The organism is Chimaeribacter sp. YP20170169 (genome assembly GCF_056739715.1).
Genome location: NZ_CP176824.1, coordinates 1,365,349 through 1,384,148, shown reverse-complemented (window position 1 = coordinate 1,384,148; position 18,800 = coordinate 1,365,349). Strand labels below are relative to the sequence as shown.

Annotated in this window: 13 protein-coding genes and 2 pseudogenes; 3 read left to right on the top strand and 12 right to left on the bottom strand. The window is 60.0% G+C overall.

Annotated features, from left to right (window positions below; genetic code table 11):
* Positions 1-107: 107 nt before the first annotated feature.
* From ACK3SD_RS06105 to ACK3SD_RS06065, 9 genes and pseudogenes are all read right to left on the bottom strand, one after another.
* On the bottom strand, positions 108-5,252 hold the full coding sequence (locus tag ACK3SD_RS06105; RefSeq protein WP_481127115.1) for a RecQ family ATP-dependent DNA helicase: 5,145 nt from the start codon (positions 5,250-5,252) through the stop codon (positions 108-110).
* A 229-nt stretch (positions 5,253-5,481) separates the two neighbouring features.
* Positions 5,482-6,924, bottom strand: coding sequence for a SulP family inorganic anion transporter (locus tag ACK3SD_RS06100; RefSeq protein ID WP_481127114.1), 1,443 nt, complete (start codon positions 6,922-6,924; stop codon positions 5,482-5,484).
* Positions 6,921-7,550: a carbonic anhydrase gene (locus ACK3SD_RS06095; RefSeq protein WP_137762703.1), complete on the bottom strand. Its 630-nt coding sequence runs from the start codon at positions 7,548-7,550 to the stop codon at positions 6,921-6,923. The genes ACK3SD_RS06100 and ACK3SD_RS06095 overlap by 4 nt, the downstream gene beginning before the upstream one ends.
* 330 nt (positions 7,551-7,880) lie before the next feature.
* Complete coding sequence (locus ACK3SD_RS06090; protein ID WP_481127113.1) at positions 7,881-8,342, bottom strand: N-acetyltransferase family protein; 462 nt, start codon at positions 8,340-8,342, stop codon at positions 7,881-7,883.
* Positions 8,343-8,402: 60 nt separating this feature from the next.
* The gene (gene alkB / locus ACK3SD_RS06085; protein ID WP_481127112.1) at positions 8,403-9,053 is read right to left on the bottom strand and encodes a DNA oxidative demethylase AlkB; all 651 of its coding nucleotides are present in this window, start codon (positions 9,051-9,053) and stop codon (positions 8,403-8,405) included.
* Positions 9,034-10,118, bottom strand: a pseudogene (gene ada, locus ACK3SD_RS06080) (bifunctional DNA-binding transcriptional regulator/O6-methylguanine-DNA methyltransferase Ada). Before ada ends, alkB begins: the two are co-directional and overlap by 20 nt.
* Positions 10,119-10,204: 86 nt before the next feature.
* Complete coding sequence (locus ACK3SD_RS06075) at positions 10,205-11,218, bottom strand: alpha/beta fold hydrolase (RefSeq protein ID WP_481127111.1); 1,014 nt, start codon at positions 11,216-11,218, stop codon at positions 10,205-10,207.
* A 202-nt stretch (positions 11,219-11,420) separates the two neighbouring features.
* Positions 11,421-11,753 carry a PTS system regulator TmaR gene (gene tmaR, locus ACK3SD_RS06070; protein WP_137762698.1) on the bottom strand — a complete coding sequence of 111 codons (333 nt, stop codon included), beginning with the start codon at positions 11,751-11,753 and terminating at the stop codon, positions 11,421-11,423.
* Positions 11,754-11,887: 134 nt separating this feature from the next.
* Positions 11,888-12,952 carry an FUSC family protein gene (locus tag ACK3SD_RS06065; protein WP_481127503.1) on the bottom strand — a complete coding sequence of 355 codons (1,065 nt, stop codon included), beginning with the start codon at positions 12,950-12,952 and terminating at the stop codon, positions 11,888-11,890.
* A 172-nt stretch (positions 12,953-13,124) separates the two neighbouring features.
* On the opposite strand from ACK3SD_RS06065, the gene ACK3SD_RS06060 reads away from it, so the two are divergent.
* Together ACK3SD_RS06060 and ACK3SD_RS06055 are read left to right on the top strand one after the other, a co-directional pair.
* Complete coding sequence (locus ACK3SD_RS06060; RefSeq protein WP_137762696.1) at positions 13,125-13,493, top strand: GtrA family protein; 369 nt, start codon at positions 13,125-13,127, stop codon at positions 13,491-13,493.
* Positions 13,490-14,422 carry a glycosyltransferase family 2 protein gene (locus tag ACK3SD_RS06055; RefSeq protein ID WP_481127110.1) on the top strand — a complete coding sequence of 311 codons (933 nt, stop codon included), beginning with the start codon at positions 13,490-13,492 and terminating at the stop codon, positions 14,420-14,422. The genes ACK3SD_RS06060 and ACK3SD_RS06055 overlap by 4 nt, the downstream gene beginning before the upstream one ends.
* Here ACK3SD_RS06055 and ACK3SD_RS06050 read toward each other — a convergent pair.
* Entirely contained in the window at positions 14,419-14,685 is a 267-nt protein-coding gene (locus tag ACK3SD_RS06050; RefSeq protein WP_481127109.1) for a hypothetical protein, read from the bottom strand. The two genes, ACK3SD_RS06055 and ACK3SD_RS06050, sit on opposite strands and share 4 nt — an antisense overlap.
* Before the next feature lie 67 nt (positions 14,686-14,752).
* Entirely contained in the window at positions 14,753-15,832 is a 1,080-nt protein-coding gene (locus ACK3SD_RS06045) for a mechanosensitive ion channel family protein (protein ID WP_481127108.1), read from the bottom strand.
* A gap of 1,029 nt (positions 15,833-16,861) precedes the next feature.
* Between ACK3SD_RS06045 and ACK3SD_RS06040 the strand changes: the two genes are divergently transcribed.
* On the top strand, positions 16,862-18,094 hold the full coding sequence (locus ACK3SD_RS06040) for a hypothetical protein (RefSeq protein WP_481127107.1): 1,233 nt from the start codon (positions 16,862-16,864) through the stop codon (positions 18,092-18,094).
* Between the two features lie 202 nt (positions 18,095-18,296).
* On the opposite strand, the pseudogene ACK3SD_RS06035 reads toward ACK3SD_RS06040, so the two are convergent.
* Positions 18,297-18,793 (bottom strand): annotated as a pseudogene (locus ACK3SD_RS06035) (integrase); the annotation flags it as partial.
* Positions 18,794-18,800 lie beyond the last annotated feature (7 nt).

Here is an 18,800-nt window from a genome sequence, read left to right as displayed (position 1 = left end):
AACTGGCCGGGCCAATTCACCTTTCTCCTAACATGACAGGGGGTTAACCGCGCGCTTTTGTGCTACGCGCTATGGGGCGGCACACTTCACGCCCCATCAAGCCGGGTTTATGCCCGTTTCCGTTGGCCCCACAGCCGGGGCACCACCACCTCCCACTGATCCACCTTCACCGGGTACTTCTCCGGGTCGCTGCTTTCGCTGGCGTAGCGCACACAGATGGCCGCCACCTCGCAGTGCGTCACCTCCATATCCAATTCGAACGCCCGGGCCGTGCGGCCCACGACCCGGCCCTGCGGGGTCAACAGCCTATATCCCCCTTGGCCCGCCTCCAGCCGCAATGGGTCACCCGGTTTCAGGGCGCGCACATCGGCATGTACCGCATGGCTGGCGGGCTGGCGGCCAGCAAAGCCAATGTCCACCTCCTTCAACGTCAGGTAACGGTAGTGGCGATCCAGCTCTGGGCGGTGGCTGGCCTGATAGCGGCGGCAATCCGCTTCCTCTGCCGCCAGCTCACGGCTATAGCTCTGGCCGCGCTCGCACTCGCCAAGGGTCAACGTCTCTTTGGCGCGGGTCATGCCGACGTAGTAGAGGCGGCGATCCTCCTCGAGGTTGTTGCCGCTGCCCCACTTACCATCCAGCAGCACCACATGGCGAAACTCCAGCCCCTTGGTGGAGTGCACGGTGCCGACGTAGAGGCCGGGTTTCGGCTGCTGGCGGATCTCGCGGGCATAGTCATACAGCCACGACACCACCGTCGCCGCGGGCAGCGGGTGCTCACCCTGCTCGCTGCGTAATTGCCACAGCGCCTCCTGGAAGAAGTGCTGCCAGCGGGGCTGCGTCCACATCGGGCCAAGGCGCGCCTCCAGGTCGCTGACGGGCAGCGCCGGTTGCGCGCGGATTTGCTCAAGGGTGGCGACAAACTCCCGCTCACGCGTCAGGAAGGAGCCGCCCTGGCCGTCGGCGGCCAGATGGTAGGGCACGCCCTCCTCTTCACACCACGCTTGCACCGGCTCCAGCAACTGGTGGCTGCGCGCCAGCACTGCGCAGCCGTCCCAGCTGCTCTCCCCCTCCAGCCGTCGCAGCCGGATCAGCTCGGCGAGCGCGGCCTGCGCCTGTACATTGGCATAATGCCCCTTGTGACCGGCAATCAGCAGGCGCGTGACCCGCCCCTGTCGGTCGGGATCCAGCTCGCGCCAGCGCCCGCCATCCGGCGTTTCTTCCCGGCTGGCATTGATGCGGATCGGGTAGTCAGCCTTCAGGCGCTCAGGGATGCGCATGATCACACTGTTGGCGGCGTTAATGACATGCCGGCTAGAGCGATAGTTCTCCACCAGATAGTCGATTTTCGCGTCATATCGCTGCTCGAACTCGCTGATATAGCGGTTGTCGGTGCCGCGCCATTCGTAGATGTTCTGGTCATCATCGCCTACTGCCATGATGCAGAGCCGCCCCTCCTCCTCCTCCTGACGTCGGCCCGCCAGTGCGCTGACCAGCCGATACTGGCGTGCATCGATATCCTGATACTCATCCACCAGAATGTAGCGGTAGCCGCGCAGCAGCCGCTCGCGCAGGTCATCCTCTCCCTCCTCTTCGGTGGCGGCCTTGCCCTCCAGCAGATCCACAGCGTGTTGCAGGATCTTGTCGAAGGCCGATTCGCCCTTCGCTTGTGGCTCCTCTGCCTGCTCGCCCTCCAGCCGTCTGCCGGTCAGCCGCATCGCCATGCTGTGGTAGGTGAGGATGGTCAGGCCATAGGCCTCCGTGCCCACCAGCGCCACCAGCCGCTGGCGGATCTCGTTGGCCGCATGGCGATTGAAGGTCAGCGCGATGATGCTGGCCGCCGGGATGCGGCGCACCCGCAGCAAATAGGCGATGCGGTGCACAATCACCCGCGTCTTGCCAGAGCCGGGGCCAGCCAGCACCAGCCGGTTGATGTCCTCGTCGTCGGCCACAATCGCCTTCTGCACCGGGTTGAGGTTGCCGACAATCATCTCCCACGACTCCTCGCTGGTCGCCAGCTTCAGCACCCCCTCGCGCCCACGGAAATACTTCTGGATAAACTCATGGGAGAGCACGCTGAAGTAGTCGAGCACCAGATTCAGCGCCTGCCCCATCTCCTTCAGCGCCATCTCGGCGTATTCGCGCATCACATGCACCTGCACCCGCTTCTCGCGGTAGTGCTCATCCAGACGCGCGTAATCCTCCTTCAGGTAGCTGCCCTTTTTCTCTGGGTTGACGTGCAGGGTCATCGCCCGCCGCATCACCGTCATGCCGTGGTTGAGGCAGAGGATCTCCTGCTGGTGAAGGTAGAGCAGCACCTGCTCGGTGCGCGTTTTGCGCGCCTCCAGCGGGATGTGGCAGGCGATCTCCGGCTGCGTGGCAATCATGTCTGCCAGCTCGCCGAAGGTGGTCTCTACCAGCAGATCCTTGCCGCGCTGCCCCTGCAACTTCTTCACCAAAAAGGTGACCAGCGCCGCGGCCAGCAGCCGGCGGCTCTCGCCCTGCTCCTGGATCTGTGACCAGCTCAGCCCGCCCTTGACCTGCAACCGCAGCGCATCGCGGTTAAGCTGCCGCAGCTCAAAACAGCCGCGCTGCTGGCTGTCGCCGTCGCGATCCTGCGACAAACTGCGCAGCAGTTGCAGCACCTGCACCGGCAACAGTTCGCGCCCCGCCAGCCGCTGCGTCAACTCCGCGGTCAGGGATTGCAGGTTGATCTCCAGCCAGCCGCCCGGCTCGTGATCCGGGTAGCTCTCTTGGAACAGCGCAAACAGCGCCTGCTCCAGTTGGCAGCTCTGCTCCAGCCGACGCTCCGAGCTGCCGACTACGCCATAGCGCAGGTAGAGCGTCAGTTGCGCATCATTCTCAATCAGCTGCAACGCCTCCATCTGGCGCAGCGCGCCGACAATCTCCTCATGGGTCTGGCTGGTCAGCACCATCAGCCGGTCAGTGTCGATGCGCTCATCGGCTGGCGAGTCCGTGAGGAATTGCAGGATCGCGCGGTACTCCTCGCGACGACGCGCTGGCAGGTCGGCCTCTTGCAAGCGGCGCTCCGCCTCTTCGCCACGCAGCCGCACATGGGCCGGGAAGATGCGGGTGTGGTTTTCGCCGCGCGTCAGGAACCCGCCGCGCTCCAGCCAGGCGATGGCGGTCGTGACCTTGGTTTCGGCATCCCGGTCATCAATGCTGAAGCTGGTGTCCACGCTGTCATCGAGCAGGATTTCGCCCGCCGTAATAATCAGCGGCCCCTCCTTGCAGCGCACGCTCTCCTGCCGCACCTTGCTCAAAATCTGCTTGATGTCACGAATACTTAGCCGGGCGCGCTCGCTCATGCCAAACTGCGACTCAATGTCCTGCGGGTCATACAGCAAGATGCAGCGGGAGGGCTGCTGATCACGGCCAGCGCGCCCGGCCTCCTGCAAATAGTTCTCCAGCGATCCGGGGATGTCGGCATGCAGCACCAAACGTACGTCCGCCTTGTCAACGCCCATGCCAAAGGCGTTGGTGGCGACAATCACCTGCAATGCGCCAGCCTTGAAGTTTTCCTGAATCAGCTTCTTCTCGCCCGGCGGCAGGCCAGCGTGGAAGTGGCGGCACCTCACCTCGTGCTGGAGCAGGTGGGCCGCCAGCTCCTCGGCATTTTTTCGGCTGGCGACAAACACCACCGCGCCGCCCTCGCCCACCCCTTCGGCAAGCAGTTGCCGGGTGAGCGGCCACTTCTCATTGCGCGTGCAGGGGATGACATCAAAGGCCAGGTTGGTGCGCTCATGCGTGCCGAGGAACTCGCGAAAGCGGATGCCCAGCTCCTGCTTGAAGTGGCTGCGGATATCCTCCAGCACGTCCGGCTTGGCGGTAGCGGTGAAGCAGCCGATGGCCGCCAGCGGCTGCCCGGCGCTGAACTCACGGATAAAGCGGCTGGCGTAGAGGTAGTCGGGGCGAAAATCATTGCCCCACTTGGAGAGGCAGTGCGCCTCATCAAAGATCCACGCGCCAATCTGCCGCTGTTGCAGCGCCAGACAGAAGGCACGGTTGCGGAACTGTTCCGGCGAGACCAGCAAAATGCCGATGTCGCCCATGCGGATCTTCTCCAGCACGTCGGCGCGCTCCGGCATGGTCAGCAGCCCATTGAGGGTCGCCGCGCACTGGATGTTGTGGGCCAGCAGCCCATCCACCTGGTCTTTCATCAGCGATTGCAGCGGCGAGATGATCACCGTCAGGCTGCCGTTGCGGTGGTAGCGGTTCAGGGCGGGCAACTGGTAGCAGAGGGATTTGCCGCCGCCGGTCGCCAGAATCGCCAGCACGTGCTGGTTCTGCATCCCCGCCAGCACGATGGCGCGCTGGAGGCTGCTGCCGGGCCGCTCCTCGCGGAACTGGCTGAAGCCAAAGTAGCGCTGTAGCTCATGGCGCGGATCGTGGGTGGTCGCGCAGTAGGTGCAGCTGGCGTCATCGCACGGCACATCACGCAGTTCCGTCACCAACTGGCTGACGGCCGGGTACTGGTGGCGCACCCAGGGTGCCAGCACCGAGTTGCCGCCGGAGACGCGCAACCAGGCGAGCAGGTAGGCGATCGGCTGGTGCAGTTCCGGCCGCGGCAGGTCATCACGTAGCAGGCTGCGCAGCCGGGTCTGGCACACCTTCAGGGTGCGTCGCAGCGTGGGGTCTGTCTCACGCATCAGCCGCCAGATCATCGTGTGCAGCATGTTGGCCGGCAGCGGCGGCTGGCCGGTCAGTTCGGTAAACAGCGCCTCAAAGCCACTGCCCTTGGGGGCCAGCAGGCTCTGGTAGCAGAGCAACTCCTGACGGTGCTGGGCGTTGAGCTGGCTGAACGCCTGCTTCTGATCCTGAAATAGCGTCACGGTGGCATGGCAGTCTGAGAGTGGCGAATTGAGGCTGCTGCGGATCAGCTTGTAATCTTTAATCAGGCGGTGGTAGGGGTTTTGCGGGAAGGCCAGCGGCGACAGGGTGAGTGTATCAATCGCCGGCAGGTGACCGGCCAATAACCGCAGGCTGGGTTGCACCTGCCGTAATAATGGCAGGTCATGCTCCAGAATATTATGCCCGAGAATAAAGGCCGCCCCGTCAGAGAGGGCATCCAGCCGCGCCAGTACCTCTGGCAAATTGTTATTTACCTGGACTTCCAGCTGCTCGCCCACATCAGGGCGATAGCCGCCGACCTGAATAATGGTGGCCGGTTGCTGTTCGGTCGCGGGCACGGCCTCCAGATCAAACACCAACCCATTAATTTCATTACCTGCCATAACGATTGCGATCCTTGCGCGAATACACCGGCTTTCCCAGAATTGCCTGGCCGCCAGCGCTCATCGGAAATAATAACGGCATTTTATACGCTAACGGAGGGCGGCAAAATAACCGTGTTCGCACAATCGCTCAAATAATCTTAATAGGCGAGCCGGAAAGTCATTGCGCAGCGAAATAATCACCTGCCAATAAAAAAGCCCGCAGCAGCGGGCTAAGTATTTATACCGGTCAGGCGGGCCAGCGATTGAGGGTGATATTTCGCGTGGCGGCCTTTTCGCGGAATTCACTGAGCAGCGCCCTGACATCCGGGTCAATATAGTCAGCGTTTTCGCGATCCACCATCACCACGCTGTTATCCGGGATCTCCGCCAGCAGGCGGTGCAGCCGTGGGTTGTGCAGGAAAGTCAGGTTTTGCTGGAAACGTACCACGTAGTGGTTGTCATAGCGCGAGAGTTGCAGCGCGTTGGCGTGGCTTTTGTAGGTGCTGCACAGCAGTTGCGCCAGCAGCCCAACGCCAATCCCGGCCAGCATCCCCAGCAGCATGATGCCCGCGACGGTGGTGACAAACGGCACATACTGCGCCCAGCCCTGCTTCCACTGCGCCAGCCAGATGGCCGGTGAGGCCAGCTTGTAGCCGGTGTAGAGCAGTACCGCCGCCAGTACCGCCAGCGGGATGGTGTTCAGCAGCCCGCTGAAGAACAGCCCGCAGATCAGCAGCAGCACGCCATGCAGCAGGATGGATATTTTGCTGCGCGCGCCGGTGTTGACGTTCACCGAACTGCGCACGATTACCGCAGTAATTGGCAGGCCGCCAAGGAAGCCGCTCAACAGGTTGCCGATCCCCTGCGCGCGCATCTCCTTGTCCGGCGAGGGCGGTGGCGTCTGCTCCTTCAGCTTCTTCAACGCCTCCTGGCTGAGCAGCGTCTCCAGACTGGCGACCAGCGCCAGCGTCACCGCGATCAGGTAGACCGACGGATTGCGCCACGCCTGCCAGTCGGGACGCGCTAGCTCCCCGGCCAGCGCCTCAAGGCTGGTGAAGGCTGGCAGCGCGATGCGCGGCAGTGCCCCCTCCGGCAGCAGGCGCTCACCGAACACCACCGCCAGACTGCCCCACAGCACCGCCACCAGCGGGCCGGGCACGTAGGTCAGCCAACTGATGCGCTTGAGCGGCGGCGTGGTCCAGAGCCACATGATCAGCAGCGCCACCAGCGCGATGATCGCCGCCGCCGGCGAGATCATCAGCCCGTCGCCCTGCCCCTCTGGCAGGCCGAGCGCCACCGGGATCTGTTGCACAATCAGCAACAGCCCGATGGCCACCAGCATCCCCTGGATCACCGAACCTGGCACCAGCGAGATAAAGCGGCCAGCGCGCGCCACGCCCAGCAGGATTTGCAGGAAGCCAGCGAGGATCAGCGCCAGCAGCAGGGTGGAGAAGCTGCCGAGGGTCTCCATCGCGGCGGTGACGATGGTCACCAGCCCGGCGGCCGGGCCACTGACGGCAAAGCGCGAGGGGCTAAACAGCGTCACCACCAGCCCGCCAATCACGCCAGTCAGCAGGCCGACGAACGGCGGCAGGCCGCTGGCCTGGGCGATGCCGAGGCAGAGCGGCAGTGCCACCAGAAACACCACCACCCCAGCCGGGATGTCATGGCGCAGGGTTGAGAGCGTCATGCTGGCCCCTCCATGCTGTGCTGCTCCACCAGCTTCTTCAGGTGCCCGCTGTGCAGGTCGTAGACGCAGCCGTAGACCTCCAGCGGCCGCTGCTGCTGCCAGGCGAGGCGCACCGGCCAGCAGGCGGTGAGGTGGGCGAACTGGCGGCGCACGTGCGCCTCGACCAGCGCATTCAGGCGCGCGTCATCATCCTCATGCGGCTGTGCCAGCGCGGGCGATAGCGAGCGGCGCAGCACGCGCAACCGCCGTGCCAGCGCGCTCTCCTCCTGCGCCAGCGGCATCTCCGGCAAGACGCTGGCGGCCTGCACGCCGCCGCAGCCGTAGTGGCCGCACAGCACGATGCCCGTCACCTTCAGGTACTCCAGCGCGTACTGCAACACGCTCATCAGGTTGTCATCCTCCTCCATCACCATGTTGGCGATGTTGCGGTGGACAAAGAGTTCGCCGGGCTGGGAGCCGGTCAGCACCTCGGCCGGCACCCGGCTGTCGGAGCAGCCGATCCACAGGGAGTGCGGCTGCTGCGGACGGGCGGTGTGGCGGAAAAAGTGGGGATCGTTCTGCTGCTGCCTTAAGGCCCAGCTACGGTTCTTGGCCAGCAAGGGGGTCAGTATCGTCACGGCTTGTATCTCTCTGTTGGGGGACAGGCAGGGCTTTCCCGCCCACCCGGTTACCCATTAACCTGGGAAGACATTCATCAGAAAAACCAAACATTGTCAGGCTGTACACTGTCCATGTGTGCGGATGTCGGGGCTGGGCCATGCCGGCTGGCGGGCCGCGTTGTTGAGTGACATCCCAGTGAAAGGTACGGGATAAGAGTAATCGGCAAGTTACATTGATGCTTTTTTATTTACACAAAAATACTTTTCGATACAAAATGACAACATTAGTCATATTTGAGTTAACCAAAAGCCGATGGAAAGCCGGAAATTAGATAAGCGAAACTTATGTTGCCGCTGTTACCAGCGGCGGTAGGTCAGCAATGAAGTGCGTTCGCCGAGCTGGTCATAGAGCGCGCGGGCGGCGGTGTTGGTTTCGTCGGTGGTCCAGTAGAGGCAGTGGCAGGGCTTCTCATCCGCCAGCTGGCAGGCGGCTTCCACTAGCTGGCGCGCGATGCCCCGGCGGCGCGCGGCCTCGCTGACGTAGAGATCCTCCAGATAGCCACAGCCCTGCTCGCTCCAGGTGGAGGGGTGGAAGGCCAGGTGCGCCAGGCCGAGCAGCGTGCCGTCCGGCGCTTCAGCCACCAGCCCGGCAAGGCGCTCACCGATGCAGAGCCGCTCGAAGGTCAGCAGGGTAATGGCTTCATTGAGGCTGCGCTGGCAGGCAAACAGGTAGCCGTCCCACAGCGGCAGCCAGTGCGGGTAGTCCGCGCTGGCCAGCGGCCGGATGCGGAGTGGCAGGGTGGGGTCAAAGGTTGTCATCAATCACCTCCCGGTCGTCGCGTAACGGTACGTTCAGCATACTGCATGATGCGGCAACCGTCAGCCCGCCACCCGGAAAGTAAGATTGATGCGCTGCGCCCCCATGCGCGGGTGCGCCCCCTCGCGGATCGGCAGGATGCCGTGGAAGCGCAAGCGATCCCCCCCGCCCCACACCAGCATGTCGCCATGCAGCAGCGGGTAGCGCTGCACCGGATCGCTGCGCGCCAGCCCGCCAAACTGGAAGATGGCTGGCAGGCCCAGCGAGAGCGAGACGATCGGCTGGCTGAAGTCCTGCTCATCCTTGTCCTGATGCAGGGACATTTTCGCCCCCGGTACATAGCGGTTGATCAGGCAGGAGTCGGGACAGAAGCCGGGGTAGCCCGCTTCTGCCGCCGCCCGCTGCGCCAGATCGGCCAGCACCGGCGGCATGGGCGGCCAGGGTGCCTGCCCGCGCAACGGGTCGCCCGCCTGATAGCGGTAGCCCTGACGATCGCTCAGCCAGCCCAGCGGCCCGCAACTGGTGGTGGCGACCGACATCGGCCGGCCACCGGGGGTCAGCATCTTGCGAAAAGGCGCGGCGGCGATCACCGTGCGCAGCGCCGCCAGCAGCGCCTCCTCCTCCTCCAGCGCAAAGCCGTGCAGCAGCACCGCACCCGCCGACAGGTGCTCGTGCCACGGCGCACCGGCTGGCTCAAACAGATCCGCTTGCATCCTCTACCTGCTCCTCATCGTGAAGGGCACCCTCCCGCTGTAGCAGCGCCCGTTTGCGTTCCACCCCCCAGCGATAGCCGGAGAGCGCCCCATCCTGCCGCACCACCCGGTGGCAGGGGATCGCCACCGCCAGCGGGTTGGCGGCACAGGCCAGCGCCACGGCGCGTACCGCCGACGGCATGCCAATCTGCGTGGCCAGCGCGCGGTAGCTGACGGTAGTGCCGGGCGGGATGGCGCACAGCGCCTGCCAGACCCGTTGCTGGAACAGGGTGCCCCGGATATCCAGCGGCAGTGGCAGCCCGGCCTGCGGCTGGTCCATCAGCCCGGCCACCTGCGCCATCACCTGCGCGAACGCTGGCCCGGCCGCTGCCAGTTCGGCACGCGGGAAGCGATCCTGCAACTGCTGCACCAGCGCCTCCGGCGAGGCGTCCAACAGGATGGCACAGAGGCCGCGATCGCTCTGCGCCACCAGCAGCGCCCCCAGCGAGCACTCGCCGACGGCAAAGGTGATGCGCTCCCCTGCCCGCCACGGCGGAAGTGCTGCGGGGCCATGCCAAGCGCCGCCGGGCTGGCGGCATAGAAGCGGCTGCTGGAGCCATAGCCCGCGGCGTAGATCGCCTCGGTGACGCTGGCGGCCTGCGGCAACCCGTCGCGCAGCCGCTCGGCGCGGCGGGCGGCGGCATAGGCGCGCGGCGTCACGCCGGTCAGCGCCCGGAAGCGGCGGTGGAAGTGCCAGGGCGTCACACCGGCGTCGGCGGCCAGCGCCGCCAGCGTCGGCGGATCGCCCTCCTCCAGCTGACGGCAGGCGTGGGTGATGCGTGCCGCCCAGCGCTGCTGCTCGCTCTCCGCCTCTGGCCGACAGCGGCGACAGGGGCGATACCCGGCGGCCTGCGCCTCTCCGGCATCGGCAAAAAAGGTGACATGCTCCGGCCGCGCCCGGCGTGACGGACAGGCCGGGCGGCAGTAGATGCCAGTGGTGCGCACCGCATAGACAAACGTCGCCTGCGGGTCACGCGCCAGCAGCTGCGCCCAGCGCGGGTCTTCGGTGATGGGAAGCGTGTTCATGCTGACTCTCCTGCGGTAAGGGAAACCCCGCCAGCTTACGCCAGCCGGGCCGCGGCGGCCTCCCGTCCCTTGCGCTCAAATCCAGTTTAGGGACGTTGCAGCAGATCTTTCATCGCCCGCTCCATAAACTCACTCTCCTGCTCAAAGCGTCCCGGCAAGCCAGCGGAGTGGCCGTAGGGGGAGACGAGCGGCCGGAACTCGCCGCGCGGCAGCAAATCGCACTCGATCCGCGCCTCCGCCATGGTGAAATAGTTATTGGTATCGCAGGGCATAATGATGGCATCTGCGCTTATCCGCCGCAAACACGTGGCGAAATCGCCGCTGAGCCGGGTGTCATGGCTGATGTCCGCATGGCGCCAGGTCTCCAGCTGGGTCAGCAGGTCATTGGCATCCTGCTGCTGGTGGTTGCGCTCCCACGCGCGCATCAGCGCCTCCAGGCTCTCATAGCCCATTCCCCGGAACAGCTCGTCACGGAAGAAGGCCGCCGAGTAGGCCCAGCCAGCGTAGCTGCGGCCAAAGGCGGCCAGACCCCGCAGCGGCGGGATCAGGTAGTCACCGTTGGCGAAGGCGCTGTCGGTCAGCAGCGCATTGCGCATCCCATCAATGAACACCCGGCTGAGCGGGCTGCAACGCGCCGCGCCGCACACCACCAGCAGCCGTTTCACCCACTCCGGGTAGGCGGCCGCCCAGTGCCAGGCGAGCATCGCCCCCACCGACCAGCCCGCCACCAGCGCCAGCTGCTTGACGCCCAGGTGCTGGTGCAGCAGCTGGTGCTGGGCATGGACGTTGTCCGCCACGCTGACCAGCGGAAAGCGGCGGCCGGGCTGGCTGACGCTGTTGCTCGGCGAACTGGAGAGGCCATTGCCGAACATATTGACCAGCACGATGAAGTAGCGATGCGGATCGAGCACCCGCTCCTCGCCAATCAGCGGCACAAAGGAGTAGTGCCCCTGTGAGTAGTGGCCAAGCAGCAGGACAGCGTTGTCCCCCGCCGCGTTCAGCTCGCCGTAGGTCTGGTAGGCCAGCGAGGCGCCAAGCAGCGTGCCCCCCTGTTGCAGCGGCAGATCGCCCAGTGAAAAGTGTTGGAACTCGTTTCCCATGGTCATCCTCAATCAACGTTCGCGTTTTTTTATTTTGACGTTGGCCTGATGCCCCAGAGGGGCAGAGATGCACGGCCCTAACCCATTACCTTACGCGGGCGCTCGCCGTCGCGGTAGGTAAGCCGTCCCAAAAACGGCGGCAGGGGAACGAGGGGCATAAAAAAACCGGGCGCGGTGGCCCGGTCAGGAAGCGGAGAGAGGGTTACTTGACGGTGTGTGCCTTCACTTCGCCCATCGCCTTCAGCTTGCGGGAGATCTCGCGGCGCTCTTTGGAGAGATCAGCGTTCTTGATGATGTAGTCATCCACGCGATCCTCGTAGTCACCACGCATGTTGGCGATGATCGCCTGAATCTCTTCGATGCTCATGCCCGGCTTGATATAGTCACTCAGGTTGTCCAGCAGCAAAACACGTTTCTGGTTGTCGCGGATCTTTTTCTCATTGTCTACGATTTCGCGTTGGAGCTTGTTCTTACGACGGAACAGACGAACGAACTCCAGTACATCCTGGAAACTTTGCTTGTTTGCATTATCCATTTTTACACCTTTGCTTAAGTTTTACACAAATTCATTCACTGACGCGCGGCTGACCACCCTACCCTATCACCAGGGTCAGAGATAGCCCTGATCGTCCTATCTTACCCCCTTTGCCCGGCAAACAACACTGCCCCTCACGCGGACTTCTGCATCGCCAGCGTCAGCAGATCGCCCAGCTCTTTCAGCTGTTTGGTCAGCTCCAGGCTCAGCCAGAGGTAGCCATAGATGGGCGGCTCCAGCGTGTGGCCGCCGCCAGCCCCGTGCAGTAACGATTTTAGCTCATCGGCAATCTCTTCCATCTCGCGCGGGAAGTCGCGCTCACGCTGCGGATCGCCATTGCGCAGGATGTCCGCCAGCGTCTCCATCGAGTGCAGGGTCAGCAGCTGCGCGCTGCGCAGGGTGCGGGCATTGAGCATCAGGAAGTGGCTCTCGCGGGATGCCCAGTAGGCGTCCACCAGCAGCTCCAGGGTGCAGACCAGATTGCGGCTGAGGGTCTGGATCGCCTCGAATACCTCCTTCTGGATGCCGGTCTCCTTGCTGGCCGGGGCAATCAGCGCGCGCAGTTTGACAATCTGCGCCAGCAACCCCTTCAGCCGTCCCTCCAGGTGGGGGCGCTCCACCATGTTGGGCGACTGGTAGGCACCGTAGAGTTTGTTGAGGTTGGTCAGCCCCTCCGCCATCTGCAACCGCCAGTGGATAAAGGCGCGCTGCGGGTAGATGCTGGTGAACAGCAGCGCCAGAATAGAGCCGAAGATCACGTCGCCGCTGCGCCAGAGCGCGGTTTTGATGTCGCCGGTCGCGCCGCCGCACACCACCGCCAGCGTGATGCCAATCAGCAGCGCCATGTAGGGGCGCTTGCCAAGCGTCAGGTAGCCGCAGGCGAACATTACCAGCAGCGACCAGATTAGCATCAGCGGCAGGGAGTACATCTCCAGCCAGAGCGCCACCAGCCCGGAGAGCGAGCCGAACACCGTACCCGCGATGCGTTGCAGCGCGCGTGGCAGCACATTGCCCCAGAAGGAGATCGGCCCCATCACCACCACCAGCGTGATCAGCGGCCAGGTGCCCTCGGGGATTGCCAGCAGGCGCACAATTAAAAAGGTCAGCACAAAGGCCAGCGCGATGCGCAGGCCATGCATGATGCGGTAGTGGCGATAAATAACATGCTCAAAGGGTGAGATTTTCTTGTCCAGACGCACAATTTGCCTGTGGGTTAAGCCGTAGAGTAGCCCAGTGTAGCCCAGCGGGCGCGGGGTTCCCATCCCCGGTTGGCTTGCCCTTGGATTTCAGTCTTTTACATCTTTTTACACTTACTGATCCTTTTCTGGGTTAATGCTACACTCGCGTTTTGCTCATTACAGGTCACTCAGGATGATAAAGCTGTTTACCAAATATGCGCTGGTGGGGGTGATCAACACCCTGATTCACTGGGTCACATTTGCCCTGCTGTTCTACGGCGCGGGCGCGGATCAGGCGCTCTCCAACTTTGGCGCTTTCTGCGTCGCGGTGACCTTCTCCTTCTTCGTGAATGCGAAAGTGACGTTCAAAAGTGACGCCACCACCATCCGCTACATGTTCTACGTACTGTTCATGGGCGCGCTGTCGGTCACTGTCGGCTGGGTGGCGGAAATCAGCGGCTTGCCCGCCCTGTTTACCCTGATCACCTTCTCCGCAATCAGTCTAATCGTCGGTTTCCTTTACTCGAAATTTTTTGTGTTTAAGGCTAAGGAAGCATCATGAAAATTTCCCTTGTTGTCCCGGTATTTAATGAAGAGGCAGCCCTGCCGCTGTTCTATCGCGCGGTGCGCGATTATGCCCCGTTGCAGGCTTACCAGATTGAGATCATCTTTATCAACGACGGCAGCAAGGACAGTACCGCAGAGATCGCCGCCGCGCTGGCGCTGGCTGACCCGCTGGTGACACTGATTAACTTCACCCGCAACTTTGGCAAGGAGCCGGCGCTGTTCGCCGGGCTGGAGCACGCCACCGGCGAGGCGGTGATCCCGATCGACGTCGATCTCCAGGATCCGATCGCCGTGGTGCCGGAGCTGATCCACGCCTGGCAGCAGGGGGCGGATATGGTGCTGGCCAAGCGCATCGACCGCTCTACCGATGGCCGTCTCAAGCGCAAGACCGCCGAGTGGTTCTACAAGTTGCACAACAAGATCAGCAGCCCGAAAATTGAGGAGAACGTTGGCGATTTCCGGCTGATGTCGCGGGAAGTGGTGGATAACATCCTGCGCCTGCCCGAGCGCAACCTGTTTATGAAGGGGATCCTCTCCTTTGTCGGCGGCAAGGTGGACGTGGTGGAGTATGCTCGCGCCGAGCGCATCGCTGGCGACTCAAAATTCAATGGCTGGAAGCTGTGGAACCTGGCGCTGGAGGGGATCACCAGCTTCTCCACCCTGCCGCTTCGCATCTGGACTTACCTGGGATTGGGCGTGGCGGCGCTGGCGCTGCTGTATGCCGTCTGGATGGTGATCGACAAGCTGATCTGGGGCAACCCGGTGCCGGGCTACCCCTCCCTGATGGCGGCCATCCTGTTCCTCGGCGGCATTCAACTGATCGGCATTGGCGTGTTGGGTGAGTACATTGGCCGCATCTACATCGAAACCAAGAACCGCCCGCGCTACATCACCAAAGCGATCACCAAGAAGTCGCCCCGCTAGCCGATAATCCCCTGCACGTGGCTGCGCAGGAAGGTCACCTCCTCCCCCACCCGGTAACGGCAAGGGGTGGAGGCCGGCTCCAGAATATCGGTCTCCACTACCTCGCCAACATAGTGGCCAGCATTGAGGCCAGTGATGCGCACCACCAACTGGTGGCTCTCGGGTGGGCTGCCCTGCGGCACCATCACCAGCAACACGCGGTCGCCGCTCTGTAGCTCCGGCACCAGCGGTTGCAATGCGGGTTCAAACAGCTCTTCGTCCATCGCGTTTACCTGCTCATCAAAGGTGGTTATCTGCCGGCGCCGTGCGGCCCCGGCCGTGGGCGGCCGCTCAGGCCGCTTGCTGCTCCGGTTTTTCAGGCGTAATCATGATCTGGCTCGGCAGCGCCAGCCGTACCCCCATCTTGTCCAGCTCCTCAATCAGCCGGATATTGATCTCCTGCTGCAGATCCATGTACTGGTTATAGTCGGCGGTGTTGACAATGTGCACCACCTCAAACGTGAGCCGGTCCGGGCTGAAGGCGGAGAAGTGGGCGCGGTCAAACCGGGTGCCGCCTACGTCCTGGATGATTTTTTTCAGCAGCGCGCCGATTTTGCGCAGCTTCTCCGGCGGCGTATCAATCGAGACGCCAAAGGTAAAGACGATCCGGCGGGTCTGCATACGCTTGTAGTTGTGGATGGTCTGCTGCAACAGGATGGTGTTGGCGCAGACAATCTGCTCGCCGCTCAGGCTGCGGATGCGGGTGGTCTTCAGACCAATGTGCTCAATGGTGCCGGAGACGTTGTTGAAGATCACGAAGTCGCCAATCTCGAACGGCTTGTCAAAGCCGATGGAAAGCGAGGCGAACATGTCGCTCAGCACCGTCTGCACCGCCAGCGCGATGGCGATACCGCCCACCCCGAGGCTGGCCATCAGTGCGGTGATGTCCACGCCAGCGTTTGCCAGAATGGAGAGCACCATGATCGCCCACACCAGCGTGCGCAGGATGACGCCCAGAATCACCAGTGTCACCGGGTTGCGGCGCGAGCCGGGGGAGTAGATCAGCTTTTTCAGCCAGGACTGGATCGCCTGATCCAGCCAGATGGCGAGCTGGATCGCCAGCACCAAAAACCACGCGTGTGACAGCGTGCCGTAGAGGCGATCGGGTATCGGCACAAAGCGCAGGCTGAACAGGAAGGCTGCCACCAGAATCAGCAGCTTTTTGGTTTTGCCAATCACCTCGGAGATGATGAGGTTGGCGTTATTCTGTTTCTCATTGGCCCACGCCAGCATCCGCTTATGCACCAGCAGGATGATTCGGGTGATGACCCAGTAGGTGACAATGGTGATCCCCAGTACCAACAAGACATCCACCCAAAATGGCAACGTCAAAAATAGCCCTATATAGTTAATATTCTGTAACGTCTCCATTCTCCCTCACCGTATAATTATCTTCAGGAACATCGGCCTGTTAGTATAGTCCAGCCTGGCAGGCCACGCCGGACGCGGCCCGCCCGCCGCCGCTGCGGTGCCTTCAGGCCTGGGGGATTATGGCTTACCATAGAGGGAGCTGCGTCGGCGCACTCCCGGCGTGTCATGACCCCGGACGGCGCACAGTGCGGCACCCCATCCTAGCTAGAGAGCCTCCGTGAAAAACGAAAGCCACCAGCCTACGTTCTACTCCACGCTACGCACACCGTTTATCTTCTATTTGATTTTATTGTTTTAATTTGTATTAATTATTTTTTTGTACGCATCGGTGATTTTGCTCTTGTATCAATCCACTTTTAAACGGCAACCTCCTTATAAGGATGCAAAGGCTTAGAACGTGTTCCAAACCCTTGCGTGTCCCAAAATGATCCCACCCTCCTCGCTGATCAACAATCGCACACTGCCCTTTACACTTAATCCAAACTGAGTCTAGACTCCATCCTCGCAGTATCGAGGGTTGAACAAACTTCAGTCTCATTGATGGAAGTGTTACCAAGCTAGTGTGATAGATTCAGGATTAAGGATAAGTTATGTTTTTGGTTATAAAAAGGAATGCATTCTGGATAATGTCTTTATGTGCAATATGTATATGCGTTCTTCTCTTTTATTCTTGGAATAAACTCACCATTGTCGATTACTCAACCCTTAAGCTTGAGGGGAGCGAGTCGGTAACGATGCACATTGACGATTGCTATAATGACCATGACAGAATGTATATTAGGGGGTGGATTTATTCAGACACTTACCCACAGCACGGCCACTTGACAGTCACATTAAATGACGGAAGCCGCGAGTATCTCGTCCCTATAAAAACGGAATTAAGAAGAGATGTGTCAGCAGCGATGAATCTTAATCAGGATTTCGAAAGATATGGCTTTTCAGCCTCAATAAGGAAGTCAGGCACCATTGAGAAAACTAACATTATAAATTTAAACATTATTGATGGTGATACTATAAGGAGGAATCCTCATGTTTGCCCATGATAGAAAAGAAAAGGCATTGAAAATATTTTATATCGCATTTTTGCTTTCCTTGTTTATTATAATCGCAAGAAAAGTTCAGGTGACCTCCGCCTTTGATGACTTCTTTTTCGCCCATGCACTAGATAACACCTCTCTGATTGATTATTTGAAGAACAGGTATGAAGTGTGGACTGGAAGGTTAGCTATTGAAGCGTTAATGGTCTCCACCATAAACTATTCTTTGATATGGAGATTAGGAATACCAGCCTGTATTTTGCTAGCCTCATACTCAATATGGTCAATGACATTAAGGCACGTTCTCGGCCATAGAATTGGCATTCCATTCGTTGCAGTGCTTATCTTAACGATTGAAAAATCAGTAGCTAATGATTCAGTGTGGTGGGTGACAGGCTTCTATAATTACTTAATGCCAGTTTCTCTTGGCTTGTACTGCCTAAGCGTATTCATCAGAGAAGAACAGGCATCTAGAGCGTCCAAAGCATTATCTTTACCCCTAGTTTTTATCGCTTGCTCTGCTGAGCAGCCAGCCATATGCGTGTTGCTTTCATGCATGTTAGTTGCTGCTTTTAAAAGAAAGTTAAGCAGCTACTACATGATATTCTTGATTGTAGCCATCGCCTCCTCTTCAATCCTATTTTTAAGCCCAGGGAACTATTCTAGATTCATAGTTGAGTCCTCTAGGTATATGCCAGAAATACATTCCTATGGTCTATTCCAAAAGGTTTCTTTTGGTTTGGATAGGCTGCACACTCATTTAAGGAGTGCTCACAATAAGACATTCCTTCTATCATTGATATTGACAATCATCTTTGCAGTGAAAACCAAATCATATAAAGGGTTGCAGGGCATAGTTTGCACATCAATATTGGTGATTGCAGTATTTATCTTCCTGTCTATTCGTTGGTACACGCAAACCAGACTGAGTTATTTAAACGGAATATTTCAGTTTAGCCCTGTAAATTGGTCCTTATTTTACTCCTACACTTCATTTGCCTTCTCTCTTTTGACTATTTGTTCAATGCTATGGATGAGTTTAAAGGACAACGCAAATGGTGCGACAGCATTCATCGCCCTTGCAGTCGCAACTATTGTGACGGTAGCCATTGGCATGTCACCTACCGTTTATGAGTCAGGGCAAAGAGTGCTATTTGTTTTTGACATTGGATTAATAATATATATTTGCGATATGGTTTCTAGAATTGTAAAAAGTATGAAGTAGAAAACGCCCGCGCGTGCGGGCTTTCGATACATTGCTGAGTTCTTCAGCCAGATTGAGTAAACCGGCTTTGTGTTTGATGGCGGGATAGGTAGTAGGAAGCATGAGAGTGACCTCGTATTTTGTATAAGGATTCGACACCCATATCAAAATCGGTCACTCTCAACCTTTCAAGGCCATGTGTCAGATCAAGTCGCGACTAATACATAATTGATGAGCTATCGATCACCTGACGCCTTATGCACCAGTTAGTGGCTGTCCTGGCCTGGGACAGCAACTGCCGGGCTGGCCGGGGATTCTCTTTTTCCTCTTTCGAGAAAAAATCAACCCACTGCTTTACAGTTATATCGGCCATAGGCCTGCCGGGGAATGCGCCTTCTAAGTGTTTAAGCACGATTGATGTGTACAGAGCCTGCGTTTTCGGCCGTAGGGCAACGTCGACGTAATGCTCCTTCCAGTAGCGCAGGCAGTCGCCGATCGTCATAGAGTCATCGCCAGAGGTTTTTTCAAAGTAAGCGCGTGGGTCAGTGCCGCCGTCATAAAGAAGGCGTAACTCTCCAGTAAGTGCGCGGGCGTCTTTCAGGCTCAAGGCTGGATATCGGCCTAGGCCGAGGCGCTGAGGCCATCTACATCTGAAACTTCTGGAGAACCGGAATATGGTTTACCATGTAATGAACGGAGTTTGGTGCCGCTCAAAGCCATAATTATT

What these genes read in the sequence shown, in the direction of transcription:
- alkB (WP_481127112.1), bottom strand. Translation starts at nt 9,053, where the DNA reads ATGCAAGCGGATCTGTTTGAGCCAGCCGGTGCGCCGTGGCACGAGCAC.
- ACK3SD_RS06075 (WP_481127111.1), bottom strand. Translation starts at nt 11,218, where the DNA reads ATGGGAAACGAGTTCCAACACTTTTCACTGGGCGATCTGCCGCTGCAA.
- ACK3SD_RS06040 (WP_481127107.1), top strand. Translation starts at nt 16,862, where the DNA reads ATGTTTGCCCATGATAGAAAAGAAAAGGCATTGAAAATATTTTATATC.
- ACK3SD_RS06105 (WP_481127115.1), bottom strand. Translation starts at nt 5,252, where the DNA reads ATGGCAGGTAATGAAATTAATGGGTTGGTGTTTGATCTGGAGGCCGTG.
- ACK3SD_RS06045 (WP_481127108.1), bottom strand. Translation starts at nt 15,832, where the DNA reads ATGGAGACGTTACAGAATATTAACTATATAGGGCTATTTTTGACGTTG.
- ACK3SD_RS06100 (WP_481127114.1), bottom strand. Translation starts at nt 6,924, where the DNA reads ATGACGCTCTCAACCCTGCGCCATGACATCCCGGCTGGGGTGGTGGTG.
- ACK3SD_RS06060 (WP_137762696.1), top strand. Translation starts at nt 13,125, where the DNA reads ATGATAAAGCTGTTTACCAAATATGCGCTGGTGGGGGTGATCAACACC.
- tmaR (WP_137762698.1), bottom strand. Translation starts at nt 11,753, where the DNA reads ATGGATAATGCAAACAAGCAAAGTTTCCAGGATGTACTGGAGTTCGTT.
- ACK3SD_RS06090 (WP_481127113.1), bottom strand. Translation starts at nt 8,342, where the DNA reads ATGACAACCTTTGACCCCACCCTGCCACTCCGCATCCGGCCGCTGGCC.
- ACK3SD_RS06055 (WP_481127110.1), top strand. Translation starts at nt 13,490, where the DNA reads ATGAAAATTTCCCTTGTTGTCCCGGTATTTAATGAAGAGGCAGCCCTG.
- ACK3SD_RS06050 (WP_481127109.1), bottom strand. Translation starts at nt 14,685, where the DNA reads ATGGACGAAGAGCTGTTTGAACCCGCATTGCAACCGCTGGTGCCGGAG.